Genomic DNA, 17726 nt, shown 5'->3' with positions numbered 1-17726 from the left:
GTCACGTTAGCGCACGCCGAGAGTCGTTCCGTGCGAGCCGAGCGGCGCCCCGCAGCGCGGCATCGGTGCCCGCGCGCGCGATCTCGATCCGCACCTCGGCGAAGGGCGGGCGCAGGCACGCCCGCAGCCCCTCGGTGAGGGGCTCGACAAGCGCCGCTCCCAGTTCGGAGACGCCGCCGCCGAGCAGCACCGTTCCCGGGTCGACAGTGGCGATCACCGGAGCGAGCGACGCACCCAGCTCGTCGGCAGCCGCCGCGATCACGTCAGCGGCCACTCTGTCGCCCTCCCGCGCGCGTCGAGCGACCTCTCGCAGAGGCACCACGCTGCCCGTACGCTCCGCAAAGGAGCGCTCGATACCCGGTCCGCTCGCGAAGGCCTCGATGTGGTCTCGACCGCCGCACGAGCACACCCGCCCGCGCATCGTGGCTGCGCGCAGATGCCCGATCGATCCGGCCATCCCGGATGCGCCGCGCAGGAGCGCACCCTCCGACACGACGGCTCCTCCGATGCCCGTCCCCACGGCGACGAAGAGGAAGCGGTCGCGGTTGGAATCGAGGGCGAGCTCCCCGAGCGCGGCTGCGTGGACGTCGTTGACGACGACGACCGGGATGCCGAGTCGCGCCACGAGTCCTGCGGCCACCGGGGTGCCGCGCCAGCCGGCGAGATGATCCGTGGCGTGCGTGACGGCGCCGTCCTCATCGAAGGCCCCTGCACTGCCGACGCCGACCGCCGCGATCGGACCGGCGGCAACGCCCACCTCGCGCACGAGCGCTGCCGCCGCATCGAGGATTGCTGCGGCGCCCTGCGCTGCCGGAGTGGGCCGCTGGATACGGTGACTGATCTGCCCGGACGCGTCCACGAGGGCTGCCGCCGTCTTGGTGCCGCCGATGTCGACGGCGACGACGGCCGGTGCGGTGCTCTGCTCCCGGACGCTCATCGCGCGCCCGGGGTCACAGCGACGAAGCGGCGCGTGATGGCGATGGGGTCGGTGATCGCTCCCCCCACGACGACGGCGTGGGCGCCGGCCTCGAAGGCCGCCGCCACGTCGGTGGGCGCCTGGAAGCGGCCCTCCGCGAGCACGCGAACGCCGCGCGCCGCGAGTCTCGCGACGAGGTCGAGGTCGGGCCCGCTGTGCTGTGGCGAGTAGGGGGTGTAGCCCGACAGCGTCGTGCCGACGAAGGTGGCCCCGGCATCCCACGCGGCCATCCCCTCATCGAACGTCGACACGTCCGCCATCACCGCGACGCCCGCGTGCGTGATCGCACTGCGCACGCGCGCCGCGACGTCCGCGACGACTTCGAGGGTGGCATCCACTGCGACGATGTCGGCTCCGGCATCCACGAGCGCGACGACCTGCTCATCGGTCTGCGTGATCACGTTCCGGCGCACCCCCATCCGCTTGTCGAGCCCGATGATCGGGACGTGCGTCGACTCTCGCACAGCAGCGATGTCGTGCACGCCGTTGACGCGCAGCGCGGCAGCGCCCCCGCGCAGCGCACTGGCAGCCAGCCGCGCGATCGTCGGCGTATGACGCAGCGGGGATCCGTTCGATGCCTGACACGAGACGATCAGGCGTCCGGCGACCGCGACGACGGCGTCTTCACTTGAGCGCACCGGCACCGACACCTCCTACGAAGTAGCGCTGGAAGACGACGAACAGCACCAGCGCGGGAAGGGTGAACAGAACGGATGCCGCCATCAGCGGGCCCCACTCCAGGTTCCGCTCCCCGAAGAACGAGTACAGACCGATGGACAGTGTGTACTTGCTCGCATCATTGAGATAGATGAGCGGATTGAGGAAGTCGGTCCATGCCCACACGAACTGGAAGATCGCGGCGGTGATGAGGGCCGGGCGTGCCTGCGGGAGAACGATCGACCAGTAGATCCGCAGCTCGGAGGCCCCGTCGATCCGAGCTGCCTGCAGCAGCTCGTTGGGCACGGAGGTCAGGAACTGCCGCAGCATGAAGATGAGAAACGGCGTGCCGAAGAAGGCCGGCGCGACCAGCGGGATGATGCTGTTGGTCGCCCCGAGGCCGTTCCACATCAAGAACAGCGGGATCATCGTGACCTGCGGCGGCAGCATCATCGTCGCCATGACGATCACGAGCAGGGGCCGCTGACCGCGCCACCCGATCTTCGACAGCGAGTAGGCCACGAGCGGCGAGGCGATGAGCATGCCCAGCACGGACAGACCCGCGATGACGACCGTGTTCAGCAGGTACTGCCAGAACGGGATCTCGTCGAACACCGCGACGAAGTTCTGCAGCGTCCATTCGGTGGGCCACAGCGACGGGGGTGCGCTGAAGATGTCGTCGGGCAGTTTGAACGCAGTGCTCAGCATCGACAGGAACGGGAAGACGAACGCCAGCGCGAGCAGCCAGACCGCGAGGTAGCGGGCGGTGGTGCGCGCGGCGCGGCGCCGCGCCGCGCGCGGACGGGCGCCGCCGATCGGCCGCGGGTCAGTCGCGGTCAGAGCCATAGTGGACCCATTTCTTCGAGGACCACAGCAGCACGAGCGTGATCGCGAGAGTAAGCAGGAACAGCACCCAGGCCATGGCCGATGCGTAGCCCATCTTCAAGAAGACGAAGGCGTTCTGGTACAGGTACATCGCGTAGCTGATCATCGATTGGCCCGGTCCCCCGCTCGCCTCGTTGAGCCGCGTCTGGGTGAGCAGATACGGCTGCGTGAAGATCTGGAGGTAGGCGATCACGGTCACGATGACCTGGAAGAGCGTGACCGGCGAGATGGTCGGCCATGTGATGTAGCGGAACCGGGCGAACCAGCCGGCGCCGTCGAGTTCGGCGGCCTCGTAGAGCTCAGCAGGGACGTCCTTGATCGCGGCGAGGTAGATGATCATGGTGCCGCCGATCGTCCACAGACACATCAACACGATCGCCGGCTTGCCCCACTGGGGCTGTTCGAGCCACTCCGGCTGCGGCAGGTGCAGCAGGCCGAGGAAGTAGTTGACGAACCCGTACTGGGTGTTCAGCAGCCATCGCCACAGGTACCCGCCGACCACGATCGGCACGATCGTGGGCAGATAGACCAGGGCGCGGTACAGCGGCTGACCGCGCACCGGAAGGTTCAGCAGGTGGGCACCGGCGATGGAGATGAGGATCGTGAGCGGCACGCCGAGGACCGTGAGGAACAGCGTGTTGGCCAACGCCTTCCAGAAGGTGTCGTCCCGCATCATCTGGGCGTAGTTGTCCAGCCCGACCCACGAGGGCGGCTGGAAGAGGTTGAAGTCGGTGAAGCTGTACACCGCCGAGGCCAGCACCGGCCACACGATGAACACAGCGGCGCCGATGAGGAACGGCGACGCGAACGCCAGACCCAGAAGGGTCTGGCGTCGCGCGCCGCGGGGGGCGGTCGGTGCCATCAGTACGAGGAGACCTTGCCGGCGACGGACGCCAGCGCCTTGTCAGGGCTGGTGACGCCGCGGACGATGTCGTCGAAGGCGGTCGCCAGGTCGGTGGAGTACTGAGCGCTGTAGGGCTGGCTCGCGAGCGACTTCGCGTTGGGGCTCGCGAGCGCCTTCAGCCAGGAGTCGAAGTGGGGGATCTCGGCGTAGGCGGGGTCGTCCAGCAGCGCCGTCTTGGAGGGCAGGTTGCCGAGCGCGAGCGTGAAGTCGACCATCGGCTTGTCCTGCACCATGTACGCGAGGAACTTCGCCGCCTCGGCCTTGTGCTTCGAGTTGCTCGGGATGAACAGCGTGCTCGTCGTCACCTGCGTCGTACCGGCGAGCGCGGGGGTGGCCGCCGGGATGTCGATCACGCCCCAGTTGAGGTTCGGAGCGACCTTGGGGATGTTGACCGCCTGCCATTCGCCGTCGACGACCATCGCCTGCTTGCCCGTGTAGAAGGGGTCCTGCGCGGACATGTACTGACCGAGACCCGACGCGAAGGTCGCGATCTTGTCGGCACCGAACGTGTCGGTCAGCGTCTTCGTGTACCAGTCGAGCGCTGCCACGTTCTGGGGGTCGTCGGGGGTGGGGGTCTTGCCGTCGGCGCCGTCCCAGGTGCCGCCGAAGGCGTAGCCGAGGGTCGTGAACAGAGTGGATGCCGAAGGGTTGCCGAGCCCGATCTGCGTGATCGCCCCGCTGCCGTCGACGACGGTCAGCTTCTTCACGGCATCCGCGAGTTCGTCCATCGTCGTCGGGGGCTTCACGCCCGCCTTGTCGAGGAGGTCCTTGTTGTACATGAGCTGCTGGGTGTGCACCGCGATGGGGAGCGCGTAGATCTTGCCGTCGAAGGTCATCTGCTCCATGGATGCCGGTGCGAACGCGGACGTGTCGACCTTCTCGGCCGCGAGGTAGTCGTCCAGGGGCGCGAGGATCCCCTTGGAGGCCCACGAGCCCACGGTGTTGCCGAAGTTGTCGGAGATGTCGAAGCTGCCGTTGCTGGAGGACATCGAGGTGAGCTGCTTCTGGGCATCGGGGCTCGAGACACCGACGACCTTGATGTCGGACTGGCTGGCGTTGAAGTCGGCGATGATCTTCTCCAGCGCCTTCGCCTCCTCGCCGCCCCACAGGTAGGAGAAGGTGATCGTGGTCGGGCCGGAGGGAGCGGCAGCCGCGCAGCCTCCCAGAGCGACGGACGCCGCGAGGACGCCGGAGAGCGCGACGGCGCGGGTGAGGACCCGCCGTCCCGTGGTGGTCAGTTCCATGGTGTTCCTTCGAGGTGCGTGGGTTCGGGTGATGAAGCTCGGTAGGAATTGGTGTACTCCATTTTTTCGAAGCATGTCAAGAGATTCCCCAAAAGTCATGTTTCTAGCGCCTCGACACACGGACTGATTCTGTGTAATGGTTAGATCCAATTCGCACACGGCAGCGGATGTCCCCCTGCCGAGGATCCGCGGGAGCACGATGACCGACGCGCAGCACAGCAAGTCCGAACGCTTACGACAGCACCTCGTCGAGGTGATCGGGCAAGGCCTCGAGCCCCATTCCCGTCTGCCCACCGAACGCGACCTGGCGACCGAGTTCGACGTCAGCCGGCTCACCGTCCGCCGCGCGCTCGACCGCCTGGAGCACGACGGGCTCGTCTATCGCGTGCAAGGTGCCGGCACGTTCGTCGCCGCACCTCGCATCGCCAAATCAGTGGAGCTGACCTCGTTCAGCGAGGACATGCGCGCGCGGGGACTCGAGCCGGGCTCGTCCGTGCTCGTGACCGAGACGATCCCGGCGGGAGCACGCCTGGGCGCGCGGCTTCGCATGAGCCCGTCGGAGGAGGTCTTCCACATCCGCCGCGCGCGCACGGCCGACGGGGAGCCCATGGCCCTCGAGGACTCGTACCTCAACCCGTCGTTCTTCCCCGGGCTGATCCAGAACGTCGGGAACGACTCGCTCTACCGGATCCTGGAGCAGCAGTACGGCATGCGGATCGAGTGGGCCGAGCAGAGCATCCAAGCGAGCGTCCTGGACCCCGAGCAGGCCGACATCCTGCAGGCGCCGGCGTTCTCGCCCTGCTTCTTCGTGACCCGCACCAGCTTCGACGCGCAGGACCGTGCGATCGAGTACGCCGAGTCGACCTATCGCGGCGATCGCTACCACTACGAGCTCCAGATCCATCGTTCGCGCTGAGGAAGCAGGACCCACCGCATGCGAATCGCCCTCGTTCCCCTCGACGAACGACCGGTCAACATCCAGCTGCCCCGGCATGTCGCCGCCATCGCGGGCGTCGACCTGCTGATCCCGCCCGCAACCGCACTCCCCTCCTTCCGGGCGCCAGCCGACGTCGACGCGTTGCACGCGTGGCTTCGCGAGCTGGCCGCCGCGGAAGGCGACGGCGTGAACCGCCTGATCGTCTGCATCGACACGCTCGTACACGGCGGCATCATCCCGGCGCGCATCACGGCGGATTCGCCGCGTGTGGCGCTGGACCGGCTCGACCTTCTGCGAGAGCTGCACGAGGTTCGCGCCGCCGCCGACACCCCCGCGCTCGTCATCACCGCGGCATCCCTGGTCATGCGCGCCAGCGACTCCTTCTCGGCCCTCGAGGAACCCGAGTATTGGAGCACGTACGGCCGCACGCTGCACGCCTTCGGCGGTGCGCTCCATCGCGCGCTGGAAGCCGATCTGCTCGCGGGCGATCCTCCGCAGGTTCCTGCCCTCGCGGTCCCGCGCGCCGAGCAGAGCGATTTCGAGCGCCGCCGCCTGCGCAACCACATCATCAACCTCGCCGCGCTCGGTCTGCACGAGGAGGGCGTCATCGATGCCCTCGCGGTGACCGCCGACGACACCGCCGCCTTCTCGGCCGGGTCGGTCGAACAGGCCTGGCTGCGTCACTGGGCACGCGCCCTGCCGCGCGGCGGCGAGGTGATGATGTATCCCGGCGCCGACGAGGTGGGCGCCGTCCTCGTCGCACGCGCGCTCGTCGCCGCCGGAGGCGGCCGCCCGACGTGGCGGATCGCCTGCGGCGAGGACGGCGGCCTCACCCGCATCCCGAACTTCGAGAACGCCCCCGTGCGCGACAGCCTCGTGCGACAGATCGTCGCCGCCGGCGGCATCGTCGCCGAGGACGACGGCCGGGTCGACGCCGTGCTCGTCGCGCACGCACCCGATCCCGAGCACGGCGACTGCTTCGGCAGCGTGCCGCGCTCCGATCCGGCGGCCGTCGAGGCGACCGTGTCGGCAGTGCGCGACGCGCTCGCATCCGGTGCCATCGTGGCGCTCGCAGATGTCCGCTACAGCAACGGCAGCGATCCGGCGCTCGTGGAACGACTCGCCGCGGAGGGGCTGCTGCTGCGGCTGACCTCGTACGGCGGCTGGAACACGGCCGGCAACGCGATCGGCGGCGCCGTCGCCGCGGCGACGGCCTGGTGGGTCGGCCGCCGCGACGGCACCGCCGACCCGCGTGCCCTCCGAGAGGCGCTGCTCACCCGGATCCTCGACGACCACGCCTACCAGAGCGGCATCCGCCCGGCCCTGCACGAGAGTGTCTTCGGCGGCGCGATCGGTCCGGTCGACGACGACACCGAAGCCCGAGCCCTCCGCCGCATCGGCCAGGAGCTCCAGAGCCGCCTGGACGATCTGCTCGCCGGCGACGACGCCTGGACGGTCGTCTCGGTCGCGCTGCCCTGGCATCGCAGCTTCGAGATCGACATCGCGCTGGCACCGCGCTGAGCGAACCGGACGCACTACGCTTTTGCCTGTGACCGAACGCGCTCCCCTGTCCCGCAAGCTGTCCGCCATCGCCGAGTCCGCGACCCTGAAGGTCGATGCGAAGGCGAAGGCCCTGCAGGCGGCCGGCCGCCCCGTCATCTCCTACGCGGCCGGCGAGCCCGACTTCGCGACGCCGCAGTTCATCGTGGATGCCGCCGCGCACGCCCTCCAGGACCCCGCCAACTACCGCTACACGCCCGCCGCCGGCCTGCCCGTGCTGCGCGAGGCGATCGCGGCGAAGACGCTGCGCGACTCGGGCCTGGAGGTCACCGCCTCGCAGATCATCGTCACCAACGGGGGCAAGCAAGCCGTCTACCAGGCGTTCCAGGCCGTGGTGAACCCGGGCGACGAGGTGCTGCTGCCGGCACCCTACTGGACGACCTATCCCGAGGCCATCGCGCTCGCCGACGGCATCCCCGTCGAGGTCTTCGCGGGCGCCGACCAGGACTACAAGGTCACCGTCGACCAGCTCGAGGCTGCGCGCACCGACAAGACGACGGTTCTCGTGTTCGTGTCGCCCTCGAACCCGACCGGCTCGGTCTACACGCCGGAAGAGACGAAGGCGATCGGCGAGTGGGCGCTCGCGCACGGCATCTGGGTGGTCAGCGACGAGATCTATCAGAACCTCGTCTACGAAGGGGCGCGGGCGGTGTCGATCGTCGACGCGGTGCCGGAGCTCGCCGGACAGACGATCCTCGTCAACGGGGTCGCCAAGACGTATGCGATGACGGGCTGGCGCGTGGGCTGGATGGTCGGTCCGGCCGACGCGATCAAGCTCGCCGGCAACCTCCAGTCGCACCTGAGCTCGAACGTCAACAACGTCGCGCAGCGCGCGGCGCTGGCCGCACTCACCGGGCCGCAGACCGAAGCCGAGGACATGCGTCAGGCTTTCGACCGCCGGCGCCGGCTGATCGTGTCGGAGCTCGCGAAGATCCCGGGCGTCACGGTGCCCAACCCGCTCGGCGCGTTCTACGTCTACCCGGACGTGACGGGCCTGCTCGGACGGGAGTGGAACGGCACGCGGGTCGACACCTCGCTCGAGCTCGCCGATCTCATCCTCGACCAGGCCGAGGTCGCGGTCGTTCCCGGCGAGGCGTTCGGACCGTCGGGATACCTGCGCCTGTCCTACGCGCTCGGTGACGACCAGCTGCTGGAGGGCGTCCAGCGCCTGCAGAAGCTGTTCGGCCTCGACTGATCCGCGACCTCCGCACACTCAGACAGCACATAGCTGGACGGAGAACGATCGGACTCCATGCGCCCGTCGACATCCTCCCTCCTTGTGGCGTCGCGCAGATCGCGCCGCCGCCGCAACGCGCTGCTCGCGCCGTCTGAACGACCGGCGACCAAGCTGGTCGTCGGGCTGGCGACGATCGTCTTCCTCATCAGCGCGGGGCTGGCTCTGCGCGCCGCGCCCATCGACGCGGACCTGTCGCGCGCGATGAACGGCTGGCACATCGATGGTCTCGGCCAGGTCACCGCCCTCGTGTACGACCTGTTCTCTCCTGTGCCGGCGATCGTCATCACCGTGATCGTCACCGGCATCGTGTGGGCGTTGAGCGGGCGACTGGCGCTGGCGATCGCCTTCGCCGGCACGATTGCGCTGACCTGGATCCCGTCCGACATCGTCAAGATCGCGGTCGGTCGCCCGCGTCCGGATGCGACACTGCTGCCGCATCCGGTGACGCAGATGCCGGTCGACCCGTCCTATCCCAGCGGGCACGTGGTCTTCGTCACCGCGCTGGTGCTCACGCTGGTGCTCATGCTGAAGGGCACGCGATGGCACCGGCCCGCGGTCGTGCTCGGCACGATCGCCGTCGTCGTGGTCGTGTTCTCCGTCGCGATCCTCGGCGTGCACTACCCCACCGACGCGCTCGCATCGGTGCTGTGGACGCTGGGCGTCTTTCCGGCAGCCCGCATCGTCTGGGTGCGCATGCTCATGCCGCTCGTCCCCTTCCTGCGGGAAGTGCCGCGACCCGAGCCGGCCGAGGCCGCTCCGGGACCCCGCCGCCACGGCGAGCCCGGAGAGATCTAGAGTTCGACGCCCACCAGCACCGGTTCGGGCTGCAGCAGCAGACCGAACTCGGACTGCACCCGGTGCTGGATATAGCGCGCGAGTTCGGCGATCTCGCCGGCGGTCGCCCCGCCACGGTTCGTGAGGGCGAGCGCGTGCTTCGTCGACAATCCGGCTCGAGAGCGTGGCAGCCGGAAGCCTTTGCCGAGACCGGCGTGTTCGATCAGCCAGGCGGCGCTCACCTTGACGTCGGGCTGAACCGAGACCGGCGGGGGCACGACGCCGTCGAAGGCGGCCAGAGGGATGACGGTGACGGGTTCGATCTCCACGGCCATCGGCCAGCGCGGGCACTCGGGCGGAAGGGTTCGCGCGAAGGATGCCGAAACGATCGCGTTCTGGAAGAAGGATCCGGCGCTGTGGGTGTCGGGATCGGCGTCGTCGAGCACCATGCCCTTGGCAGCCCGCGTCGCCAACACCGTCTCGCGGATCCACCGGAGCGACACCGCGGCATCCGGGGCCAACCGCAGCGCCTGACGCAGTTGAGCGCCGCGCACGGGGACCTCGCCGTCGCCGACCTCCTGCAGCTCGAGCGTGATCGAGACGATGACACCCGCGCGCTGGGCGCCGCGACCGTAGTGCTGCTTGAGCACCGACGTGCGAAAGCCCAGTTCGAGGGCGGCCGCAGAGACGGTCTCCACCTCACCGGTCGCCTCATCGAGCAGTTCGACCTCCACCAGCGTCTCGACGATCTCCTGGCCGTACGCCCCGACGTTCTGGATGGGGGCCGCACCGGCCGATCCGGGGATGCCGCTCATCGCCTCGATCCCGGCTAGGCCTGCCGCGACGGTGTACCCGACGAGGTCGTCCCAGTTGTGCCCCGCTTCGACGCGCAGGCGGACGTGACCCTCCCGAGCACCCTCCACGCGCTCGATGCCGGAGGTCCGCATCAGCACGACGGTTCCGTCGAAGGGCTCGTCGCCGGCGAGCAGGTTGGAGCCGCCGCCGAGCACGAGCCACGTCTCACCCTGCGACCAGGCCTCTCGCAGCGCCGAGACGAGCTCGTCGCGGGTGCGGGCCTCGACCATCCGCAGGGGGGTGCCCCCGACGCGGAGCGTCGTCAGGTCGGCGAGCGGAATCGGCGTGATCTCGGCCATCAGGACTGGTGGCGCACGCGCACCTGCGCCTTGCCGAGCACGGTCGTGTCACCGAACGTCACGGTGAGGTCGATGCGCACTGCCTCGTCGTCGACCGCGCCGACCTTGGCGGAGACGAAGAGATCGGCTCCGTGTTCGGCTTCCACGACGACGGGACGTGTGAAGCGCACGCCGTAGTCGACGATGCGTCCGGCGTCGCCGAGCCACCCGACGATGGTCTCGACGGCGAGGCCCATCGTCAGCATGCCGTGCGCGAGGACCCCGGGCAGACCGACGCGTTCGGCGACGTCGTCGCGATAGTGAATGGGGTTGAAGTCACCCGATGCGCCCGCGTAGCGCACCAGCGACTCGCGGGTCAGGTGCACGGTGCGCTCGGCGACGACGGTGCCGACCTCCAGGGCTGCGGATGTCATGAGACCTCGCCTCCGATGAGCAGGATGGATGTCGCGGTGACGACGTGGGCGCCGTCGGCGTCGGTGATCTCCGCCTCGCTGGTCACCATCGCTCCGGCGCCGAAGGGGCGGATGCCGGTGATGCTGAGCTGCGCGGTGAGCTCGTCTCCGGCGACGATCGGACGGCTGTAGTGGAAGCGCTGCTCGGCGTGCACGGTACGTTCCAGAGCGATGCCGGAGTCCTCGACGGCCAGCAGCTGCTGCATCGTGAGGTCTTGGACGACCATCGCGAAGGTGGGCGGTGCGACGACGTCGCGGTAGCCCAGCGCCTGAGCGGCGGCGGGGTCGACGTGCTGAGGGGCGTCGGCGAAGACGGCCCGCGCGAATTCGCGCACCTTTTCGCGGCCCACGAGATAGGAAGCGGTCGGCGGGAAGACGCGACCCACCAGCTCAGGATTCACTGACACCACTCGATCCTATCGACGGCGCTGCCCGCTCGTCCGCCCGCAGGCGCCGCATCAAACCCGCCGTGGCGACGGTTCGGGACGGATGAACGCGTCAGCGCGCGCGACGAGCGCGAACGGCCCGCACCGCCATCTGCGCGGCGATGAAGGTGAGGAAGCAGGCGAAGAGGATGTTGGCGACCAGGGGCGACAGCAGCGTGGCAATCCAGGCGCCGAGAGCCGTCGTGGTGCACGCCGCGACGCCAACGAGCGCGGCGGCGACCAGGTCGACGTTGCGGCGCTTGACGTTGCCCACGGTGCCCGAGATGGCGGTCGGGATCATCATGAGCAGCGAGGTTCCCTTCGCGATGAGGTCACTCGTACCGAAGAGGAAGATGAGCGCGGGAACGACGATGACCCCGCCGCCGACACCCAGCAAGCCCGCCATCACGCCCGTGAACAGCCCCAGCACCGCCAAGCCGATGCCGGATGCGACCGTGAGCTCGAGTGCGGCGTCCCGCGAGGGGACGACGATGAACAGCATCACGATCACGACGACGAGGAAGCCCACGAACCCCCAGCGCAGCGTGTTCTGCGGGATGCGTGCCAGCAGCCAGGAACCGATCTGCGCGCCGACGACGGCGCCGGCGGCGAGAATGAGCGCCGGGATCCACGCGACGGACCCGTGAAGGGCGTAGGAGACGACACCGACGGATGCCGTGGGCACGATGGCCGCGAGCGACGTGCCCGCGGCCAGCCGCTGGTCGAAGCGCAGCAGGAGCACCAGCATCGGCACGATGACCGTGCCGCCGCCGACGCCGAACAGCCCCGACAGCAGTCCGGCAGCGAGCCCGACCCCGATGCAAGCCAGCACGAAGCGGAGGTCGCGGCGCCGGGCGGGCGTCGCGGCTGCGGCCGCGCTCACGCGTCGGTCCCGGTGCCGACCTCGGCGGCAGGGTCGTCGGCGCCGGCGGCGGCCTGCTCGAACTGCGAGCGGTAGAGACGCCAGTAGGCGCCTTCCGCGGCGATCAACTCGTCGTGGCTGCCCTTCTCGACGATGTCGCCGTGCTCCATCACGAGGATGAGGTCGGCGTCGCGAATGGTCGACAGGCGGTGGGCGATCACGAAGGACGTGCGTCCTTCGCGCAACGCCGACATCGCGTGCTGCAGCAGCAGCTCGGTGCGGGTGTCGACCGAGCTCGTCGCCTCATCCAGGATGAGCACGCTCGGCTCGGCGACGAACGCGCGCGCGATCGTGATGAGCTGCTTCTCCCCCGCCGAGACGTTCGCGGCGTCCTCGTCGAGCACGGTGTCGTACCCGTCGGGAAGGGAGTGGACGAAGCGGTCGACCCGGGTCGCGACGGCGGCTTCGACGATTTCGAGGTCGGAGGCCTGCTCGTTGCCGTACCGGATGTTCTCGCGGATCGTTCCGGCGAACAGCCACGGATCCTGGAGCACCATGCCGGTGCGCGAACGCACATCGTCGCGGGTGAGCTCGGAGATGTCCTGTCCGTCGAGCAGGATGCGGCCCCCGTCGAGCTCGTAGAAGCGCATCAGCAGGTTCACCAGCGTCGTCTTACCGGCTCCGGTCGGGCCGACGATCGCCACGGTCTGGCCCGGTTCGACGCGGAAGGACAGGTCGCGGATGAGGGGCTTGTCGGGGCTGTACGAGAACGCGACGTTCTGGAACTCGATCACGCCGCGTCCCTCGCGCAGGGCGGGCGCGTCGGCGGCATCGGGCTCCTGCTCGTCCTGGTCGAGGAGTTCGAAGACGCGCTCAGCCGAGGCCGTTCCGGACTGCACGACGGCGGCCATGCCGCCGAGCTCCGACAGCGGCTGGGTGAACTGCTGCGAGTACTGGATGAACGCCTGCACGTCACCGAGCCGCAGCTGGCCGGAGGCCACCATCAGGCCGCCGAGCACGGCGATGCCGACGTAGGAGAGGTTTCCGATGAACATCATCGCCGGCATCATCAGCCCGGAGAGGAACTGGGCTTTGAACGCGGCCTGGTAGAGCTCTTCGTTCTCCTGCTCGAACTTCTCCCGCGAATCCTTCTCGCGGCCGTACACGCGCACGAGCGCGTGACCGGAGAACGACTCCTCGACGCGTGCGTTGAGCCGGCCGACCTTGCGCCACTGCGTGGCGAAGGCCTTCTGCGACTTCGGGCCGATGACTCCGAAGATGACGCCCATCAGCGGCAGCGCGATGAGGGCGACGATCGCGAGTTGCCACGAGATCGAGAACATCATGATGAGCACACCGACGACCGTCAGCACATTGGTGACCGCGGTGGACAGCGACTGCTGCATGGTCTGGGTGATGTTGTCGATGTCGTTCGTCACGCGCGAGATGAGCTCGCCGCGCTGCACCCGGTCGAAGTACGACAGCGGCAGACGGTTGATCTTCGCCTCGACCGACTCGCGGAGCCGCCACATGGTGCGCACCATGATCACGTTGATGACGTAGCCCTGCAGCCAGGTGAGCACGGCCGACACGACGTAGATGGCGAGTACGGCGACGAGCACCCACTTGAGACGCTCGAAGTCGACTCCGGCGCCGACCTGGAAGTCGTGCATCGCAGAGACGATGTTGGCGATGTCGTTCTGCCCGGCGGCGCGCAGGGCGTCGACGACCTGGGCCTGACTCGCGCCCGCGGGGAACTGGGCGGCGAGGGATGCCGAGACGACGCCCTCGAAGAGGATGTTGGTGGCTTCACCGAGAACCTTCGGCGCGATCACGGCGAGGACGACGCCGACCGCGCCGAGGACCGAGACGAACCCGAACGCCCACTTGTACGGGGCGAGCAGCCCGATCATCCGCACGAAGCTGCGACCGAAGTTGGCGGCTTTGCCGGGGGCGACGGAATCCCAGGATCCGGAGTTGAGCCGGGCCTGCTCGGCAAGCTCGAGTTCTTCGCGCTCCTCTTCGGAGAGGGCGGCGGTGTTCGGCGCGCTCATGCGTCGACTCCCAACTGCGATTCGACGATCTCTCGATACGTCTCGTTGCCGGCCAAGAGGTCATCATGCGTGCCGATGCCGACCCTGCGACCGTCGTCGAGGACCACGATGACATCGGCATCCGCGATGGTCGAGATGCGCTGCGCGACGACGATCTTGGTCACGTCCGGAAGCGCGCGCCACAGGGCTTGGCGCAGTCGCGCGTCGGTGGTGACGTCGAGCGCCGAGAAGGAGTCGTCGAATACGAGCACCTGCGGCCGGTGCACGATCGCGCGGGCGATCGACAGGCGCTGGCGTTGGCCACCCGAGACGTTGGTTCCGCCCTGCGCGATGCGCGCATCGAGTCCGCCGTCCATCTCCGATACGAAGTCACGGCCCTGCGCGATCTCGAGCGCGTCCCAGAGCTCGTCGTCGGTGGCGTCCTCACGACCGAATCGGAGGTTGCTGGCGACGGTACCGGTGAAGAGGAAGGCGCGCTGCGGGACGTAGCCGATGCCCCGCCACATCTCGTCGAGGTCGGCCTCGCGCACGTCGACGCCGCCGACCCGCACGGTTCCGCCGGTGACATCGAACAGTCGGGGAATGAGAGAGACGAGCGTCGTCTTGCCCGAACCGGTCGACCCCACGATGGCGACGGTCTGTCCGGGGGCGGCGCGGAACGAGATGTTCTCGAGGACGGGTGCTTCGGCACCCGGGTAGCTGAAGGTGACATCGTCGAATTCGACGGCGCCGAGGTCGGGAAACGCCGTGACCGGTCGCGCCGGGCGGTGCAGCGCGTCGGTCGAGTCGAGCACCTCTCCGATGCGATCTGCGGAGACGGCGGCGCGCGGGATCATGATCGTCATGAACGTCGCCATGAGCACGCCCATGAGGATCTGACCGACGTACTGCATGAAGGCGAAGAGGGTGCCGATCTGCACGTCGCCGGCATCCACCTGGATGCCGCCGAACCAGATGACGCCGACGACGGTGAGATTGAGCACCAGCATCGCCAGCGGGAACATGAGCACGAACAGCGAGCCGACCTTGCGTCCGACGACCATGATGTCGGTGTTCGCGACGCGGAACCGGGCCTCTTCGATGCGTTCGCGCACGAACGCGCGGACCACGCGCACCCCGGTGAGCTGCTCGCGCATGACGCGGTTGACGCCGTCGAGCTTGCCCTGATACTCGCGGAACAACGGCACCATGCGGCTGATGATGAAACCGGCGATCACCAGCAGCGTCGGCACGGCCACGGCGATGAGCCAGCTGAGCGCGGCATCCTGCTGGACAGCCATGATGACGCCGCCGATGGCCAGCAGCGGCGCCGTGACCAGCATCGTGGCGCCCATCATCGCGAGCATCTGCACCTGCTGGACGTCGTTGGTGTTGCGCGTGATGAGCGTTCCCGCACCGAACGACGACACTTCGCGCTCGGAGAAGCCGCTCACCTTGTCGTAGACGTCGCGGCGGATGTCGCGCCCGGCGCTCATCGCCGCGCGCGCCGCGAAGAACGTCGCGATCACCGAGGCGACGATCTGGCCCAGCGCGATGAGCAGCATGAAACCGCCCCGCGACCAGATGTATCCGGTGTCGCCCGCCGCGACACCTTTGTCGATGATGTCGGCGTTCAGGCGCGGCAGGTAGAGGGAAGCCATCGCCGAGGCGAACTGGAAGACGAGCACGCCCAGCAGCCACCACTTGTACGTCCAGAGATAACGGACGAGGAGTTTTCCGAGCATGAGGGGCTCCGTCTGCGGGCCGGGTGGGAACGGTTCATGCTATCGCCGGGCGCCGACACGCGTTCGCGAAGCGGATGCCGCGCGGCTGAACCGTGCCTCGGAGCGACGTACGACCCGAACGCGCCGCGAACACAAAACAGCCCCGGGGAGTCCGGGGCTGATCTGGGTTTCTGGTAGCGGGAGCGGGGCTTGAACCCGCGACCTCACGATTATGAGTCGTGCGCTCTCACCAACTGAGCTACCCCGCCGCGCCGCACCCACACGGCGAGATGTGGATGCTGCGAGCCCCGAGTCAGGATTGAACTGACGACCCCTTCCTTACCATGGAAGTGCTCTGCCACTGAGCTATCGGGGCGTGCTGCCCCTCGCGGGGCAACCAGAAAAGAATATCAGAGCCGGAGCGTCCGACAGAATCGGATCAGCCGACGGTGTGACCGGGCTTGGTGTGCTCGGCCAGCCACGGCATCGGGTCGATGCGGGTGGTGCCCCCGAGCAGAACCTCGAGGTGCAGGTGGGGCCCGGTCGCCTTGCCGGTCTGCCCGACGCGCCCGATGACCTGCCCGGCCGTAACCTTGTCGCCGACCTTGACCTGCAGCGAGCCGTACTGCATGTGGCCGTAGCGGGTGGAGACGAGCTGGCCGTCGATGATGTGGTCGATCAGCACGGTCACGCCGTAGTCCCCGCCGGACTCGGTCGCGATGCGCACGGTGCCCGCGGCGACGGCGTGGATCTCCGCACCCTCGCCCGGGGTCAGGTCGACTCCGTTGTGGGGCGTGGCGAACTCCGACATATAGGCGATGGAACCGAATGCCGCGGAGATCGGCACACCGACGGGGAACGGGTATTGGATGGGCGACGACGGGTCGTTCACCCACGTGTTCGCGAACAGGCGCACGCCGGACTCCGCGGCGAGTTCCGACATCGACGTCACGTTGTAGCTCTCGGGGCGATCGAGTGCCGTCGGAGCGTCCGTTCCCGAAGCCACGAACGCCTGGATCTGACCGGCATCCGAGCTCTTCGTCAACTTCTGACTGGCGGTGACGGCGGTGGGCTGCGCAGCGGTGTTCGACGATTCGGATGCCGAAGCGATCGCGGCCGCCGGCGTGGTCGTGCCCACGGCGAGCAGTCCGACGACGGCCATGACTCCCACGGAGAACGACGCCGCAGCGACGCGCTTGGCGATCGCCGCACCTCGCGGGCGGCGGCGGCCGGCGACGTGGACGACAGCCTCAGCGGCGGCAACCGGCTGGGCCGGCTCGGCGGACACGCTGGAGGGCTGCTGCACCGGCGTCTCGCCCGTGAACGAGAACAGCCGCGCGGCGAACTCGAACTCGTCGAGGGCGCACGGCTCGGATGCCGCGACGAACGCGGAATCGTTCGGCAGCTGGTCGGCGACGGGAGCGGGCACGACATCCGTGGCCTGCTCGACGGCGACGGGCGACGCGGGCGCGGCGTGGGGCGTGACGTCGAGCGCCGACGCGTCCTCGGTGGCCACCGACTCGAACACGGCCCGCGCGGCGCGGCGCAGACGCCGGCGGGAGGCCTCGTCGGGCTGTGCTCCGACGGCGGTCTCAGCGACGATCGCCGCGGCGACGTCGGCGACGACCGACTCGGCGAGGGAAGGCTCAGCGAGGGAAGGCTCAGCGGGCGCGGACTCGACGGGCGCCACGGGCTGCGCCGCCTCGGCGACGACGGCGGGAGCGCCGAGGGGAACAGTCTCCGCCGGCGCCGCCGCGGCAGCCTGAGCCGCCAGGCGCCGGTACTCGGCGCGGGTCAGTGCACCCGGCCCGGTCGGCGCTGCGGCCGACTCGGGTCGTCGGCTGGCTCGCCGCAAGGGCGTGGCATCGGCCGCGGGGGTGTCGGGGGTCAAATCACACAGGC

16 protein-coding genes and 2 tRNA genes are annotated in these 17726 nt (G+C 68.9%); 4 read left to right on the top strand and 14 right to left on the bottom strand.

All coding sequences use genetic code 11. The features are described 5' to 3' along the window. Position 1 precedes the first annotated feature (1 nt). The 5 genes from PP359_RS12185 to PP359_RS12165 are packed head-to-tail and all read right to left on the bottom strand — an operon-like array spanning position 2 to position 4666. Positions 2–937 (bottom strand): ROK family protein, encoded by a 936-nt coding sequence (locus tag PP359_RS12185; RefSeq protein ID WP_295775594.1) that lies wholly within the window; start codon positions 935–937, stop codon positions 2–4. Beyond that, positions 934–1620: an N-acetylmannosamine-6-phosphate 2-epimerase gene (locus PP359_RS12180; RefSeq protein ID WP_239498549.1), complete on the bottom strand. Its 687-nt coding sequence runs from the start codon at positions 1618–1620 to the stop codon at positions 934–936. Before PP359_RS12180 ends, PP359_RS12185 begins: the two co-directional genes overlap by 4 nt. Next, positions 1601–2479, bottom strand: a complete 879-nt coding sequence (locus PP359_RS12175; protein ID WP_051039415.1) for a carbohydrate ABC transporter permease — start codon at positions 2477–2479, stop codon at positions 1601–1603. Before PP359_RS12175 ends, PP359_RS12180 begins: the two co-directional genes overlap by 20 nt. Further along, positions 2460–3380: a carbohydrate ABC transporter permease gene (locus PP359_RS12170; RefSeq protein WP_239498548.1), complete on the bottom strand. Its 921-nt coding sequence runs from the start codon at positions 3378–3380 to the stop codon at positions 2460–2462. The genes PP359_RS12175 and PP359_RS12170 overlap by 20 nt, the downstream gene beginning before the upstream one ends. Then, entirely contained in the window at positions 3380–4666 is a 1287-nt protein-coding gene (locus PP359_RS12165; protein ID WP_167487170.1) for an ABC transporter substrate-binding protein, read from the bottom strand. The genes PP359_RS12170 and PP359_RS12165 overlap by 1 nt, the downstream gene beginning before the upstream one ends. Before the next feature lie 199 nt (positions 4667–4865). Here PP359_RS12165 and PP359_RS12160 point away from each other — a divergent pair, with 199 nt between their 5' ends. The 4 genes from PP359_RS12160 (at position 4866) to PP359_RS12145 (ending at position 9195) form a co-directional block, all read left to right on the top strand. Beyond that, complete coding sequence (locus PP359_RS12160; RefSeq protein WP_036315553.1) at positions 4866–5582, top strand: GntR family transcriptional regulator; 717 nt, start codon at positions 4866–4868, stop codon at positions 5580–5582. 18 nt (positions 5583–5600) lie between these two features. Then, positions 5601–7124, top strand: coding sequence for a DUF4127 family protein (locus PP359_RS12155; protein WP_499250691.1), 1524 nt, complete (start codon positions 5601–5603; stop codon positions 7122–7124). 28 nt (positions 7125–7152) lie between these two features. Then, entirely contained in the window at positions 7153–8358 is a 1206-nt protein-coding gene (locus PP359_RS12150; protein WP_294944511.1) for a pyridoxal phosphate-dependent aminotransferase, read from the top strand. A gap of 84 nt (positions 8359–8442) precedes the next feature. Then, entirely contained in the window at positions 8443–9195 is a 753-nt protein-coding gene (locus PP359_RS12145; protein WP_347417659.1) for a phosphatase PAP2 family protein, read from the top strand. Here PP359_RS12145 and PP359_RS12140 read toward each other — a convergent pair. The 9 genes from PP359_RS12140 to PP359_RS12100 form a co-directional block, all read right to left on the bottom strand. After that, positions 9192–10328: a UDP-N-acetylmuramate dehydrogenase gene (locus tag PP359_RS12140; RefSeq protein WP_499250690.1), complete on the bottom strand. Its 1137-nt coding sequence runs from the start codon at positions 10326–10328 to the stop codon at positions 9192–9194. The two genes, PP359_RS12145 and PP359_RS12140, sit on opposite strands and share 4 nt — an antisense overlap. Beyond that, complete coding sequence (locus PP359_RS12135) at positions 10328–10741, bottom strand: MaoC/PaaZ C-terminal domain-containing protein (protein WP_499250689.1); 414 nt, start codon at positions 10739–10741, stop codon at positions 10328–10330. Before PP359_RS12135 ends, PP359_RS12140 begins: the two co-directional genes overlap by 1 nt. Beyond that, positions 10738–11187 (bottom strand): MaoC family dehydratase N-terminal domain-containing protein, encoded by a 450-nt coding sequence (locus tag PP359_RS12130; RefSeq protein WP_112930795.1) that lies wholly within the window; start codon positions 11185–11187, stop codon positions 10738–10740. Before PP359_RS12130 ends, PP359_RS12135 begins: the two co-directional genes overlap by 4 nt. A gap of 91 nt (positions 11188–11278) precedes the next feature. Continuing rightward, positions 11279–12088, bottom strand: coding sequence for a sulfite exporter TauE/SafE family protein (locus PP359_RS12125; RefSeq protein WP_499250688.1), 810 nt, complete (start codon positions 12086–12088; stop codon positions 11279–11281). Continuing rightward, the gene (locus PP359_RS12120; RefSeq protein ID WP_294978717.1) at positions 12085–14121 is read right to left on the bottom strand and encodes an ABC transporter ATP-binding protein; all 2037 of its coding nucleotides are present in this window, start codon (positions 14119–14121) and stop codon (positions 12085–12087) included. Before PP359_RS12120 ends, PP359_RS12125 begins: the two co-directional genes overlap by 4 nt. Further along, positions 14118–15845 carry an ABC transporter ATP-binding protein gene (locus PP359_RS12115; RefSeq protein WP_499250687.1) on the bottom strand — a complete coding sequence of 576 codons (1728 nt, stop codon included), beginning with the start codon at positions 15843–15845 and terminating at the stop codon, positions 14118–14120. The genes PP359_RS12120 and PP359_RS12115 overlap by 4 nt, the downstream gene beginning before the upstream one ends. Positions 15846–16016: 171 nt before the next feature. After that, positions 16017–16093: transfer RNA gene (locus tag PP359_RS12110), tRNA-Met, on the bottom strand. A gap of 35 nt (positions 16094–16128) precedes the next feature. Continuing rightward, positions 16129–16200 (bottom strand) — tRNA-Thr (locus PP359_RS12105). 63 nt (positions 16201–16263) lie between these two features. Continuing rightward, positions 16264–17715, bottom strand: coding sequence for a M23 family metallopeptidase (locus tag PP359_RS12100; protein WP_499250686.1), 1452 nt, complete (start codon positions 17713–17715; stop codon positions 16264–16266). Positions 17716–17726 lie beyond the last annotated feature (11 nt).

The organism is Sphingomonas sp. BLCC-B65 (genome assembly GCF_028550675.1).
Taxonomy (GTDB): Bacteria; Actinomycetota; Actinomycetes; order Actinomycetales; family Microbacteriaceae; genus Microbacterium.
The sequence above is the reverse complement of the archived record's forward strand: the minus strand, read 5'-3'. Positions and strand labels throughout refer to the sequence as shown.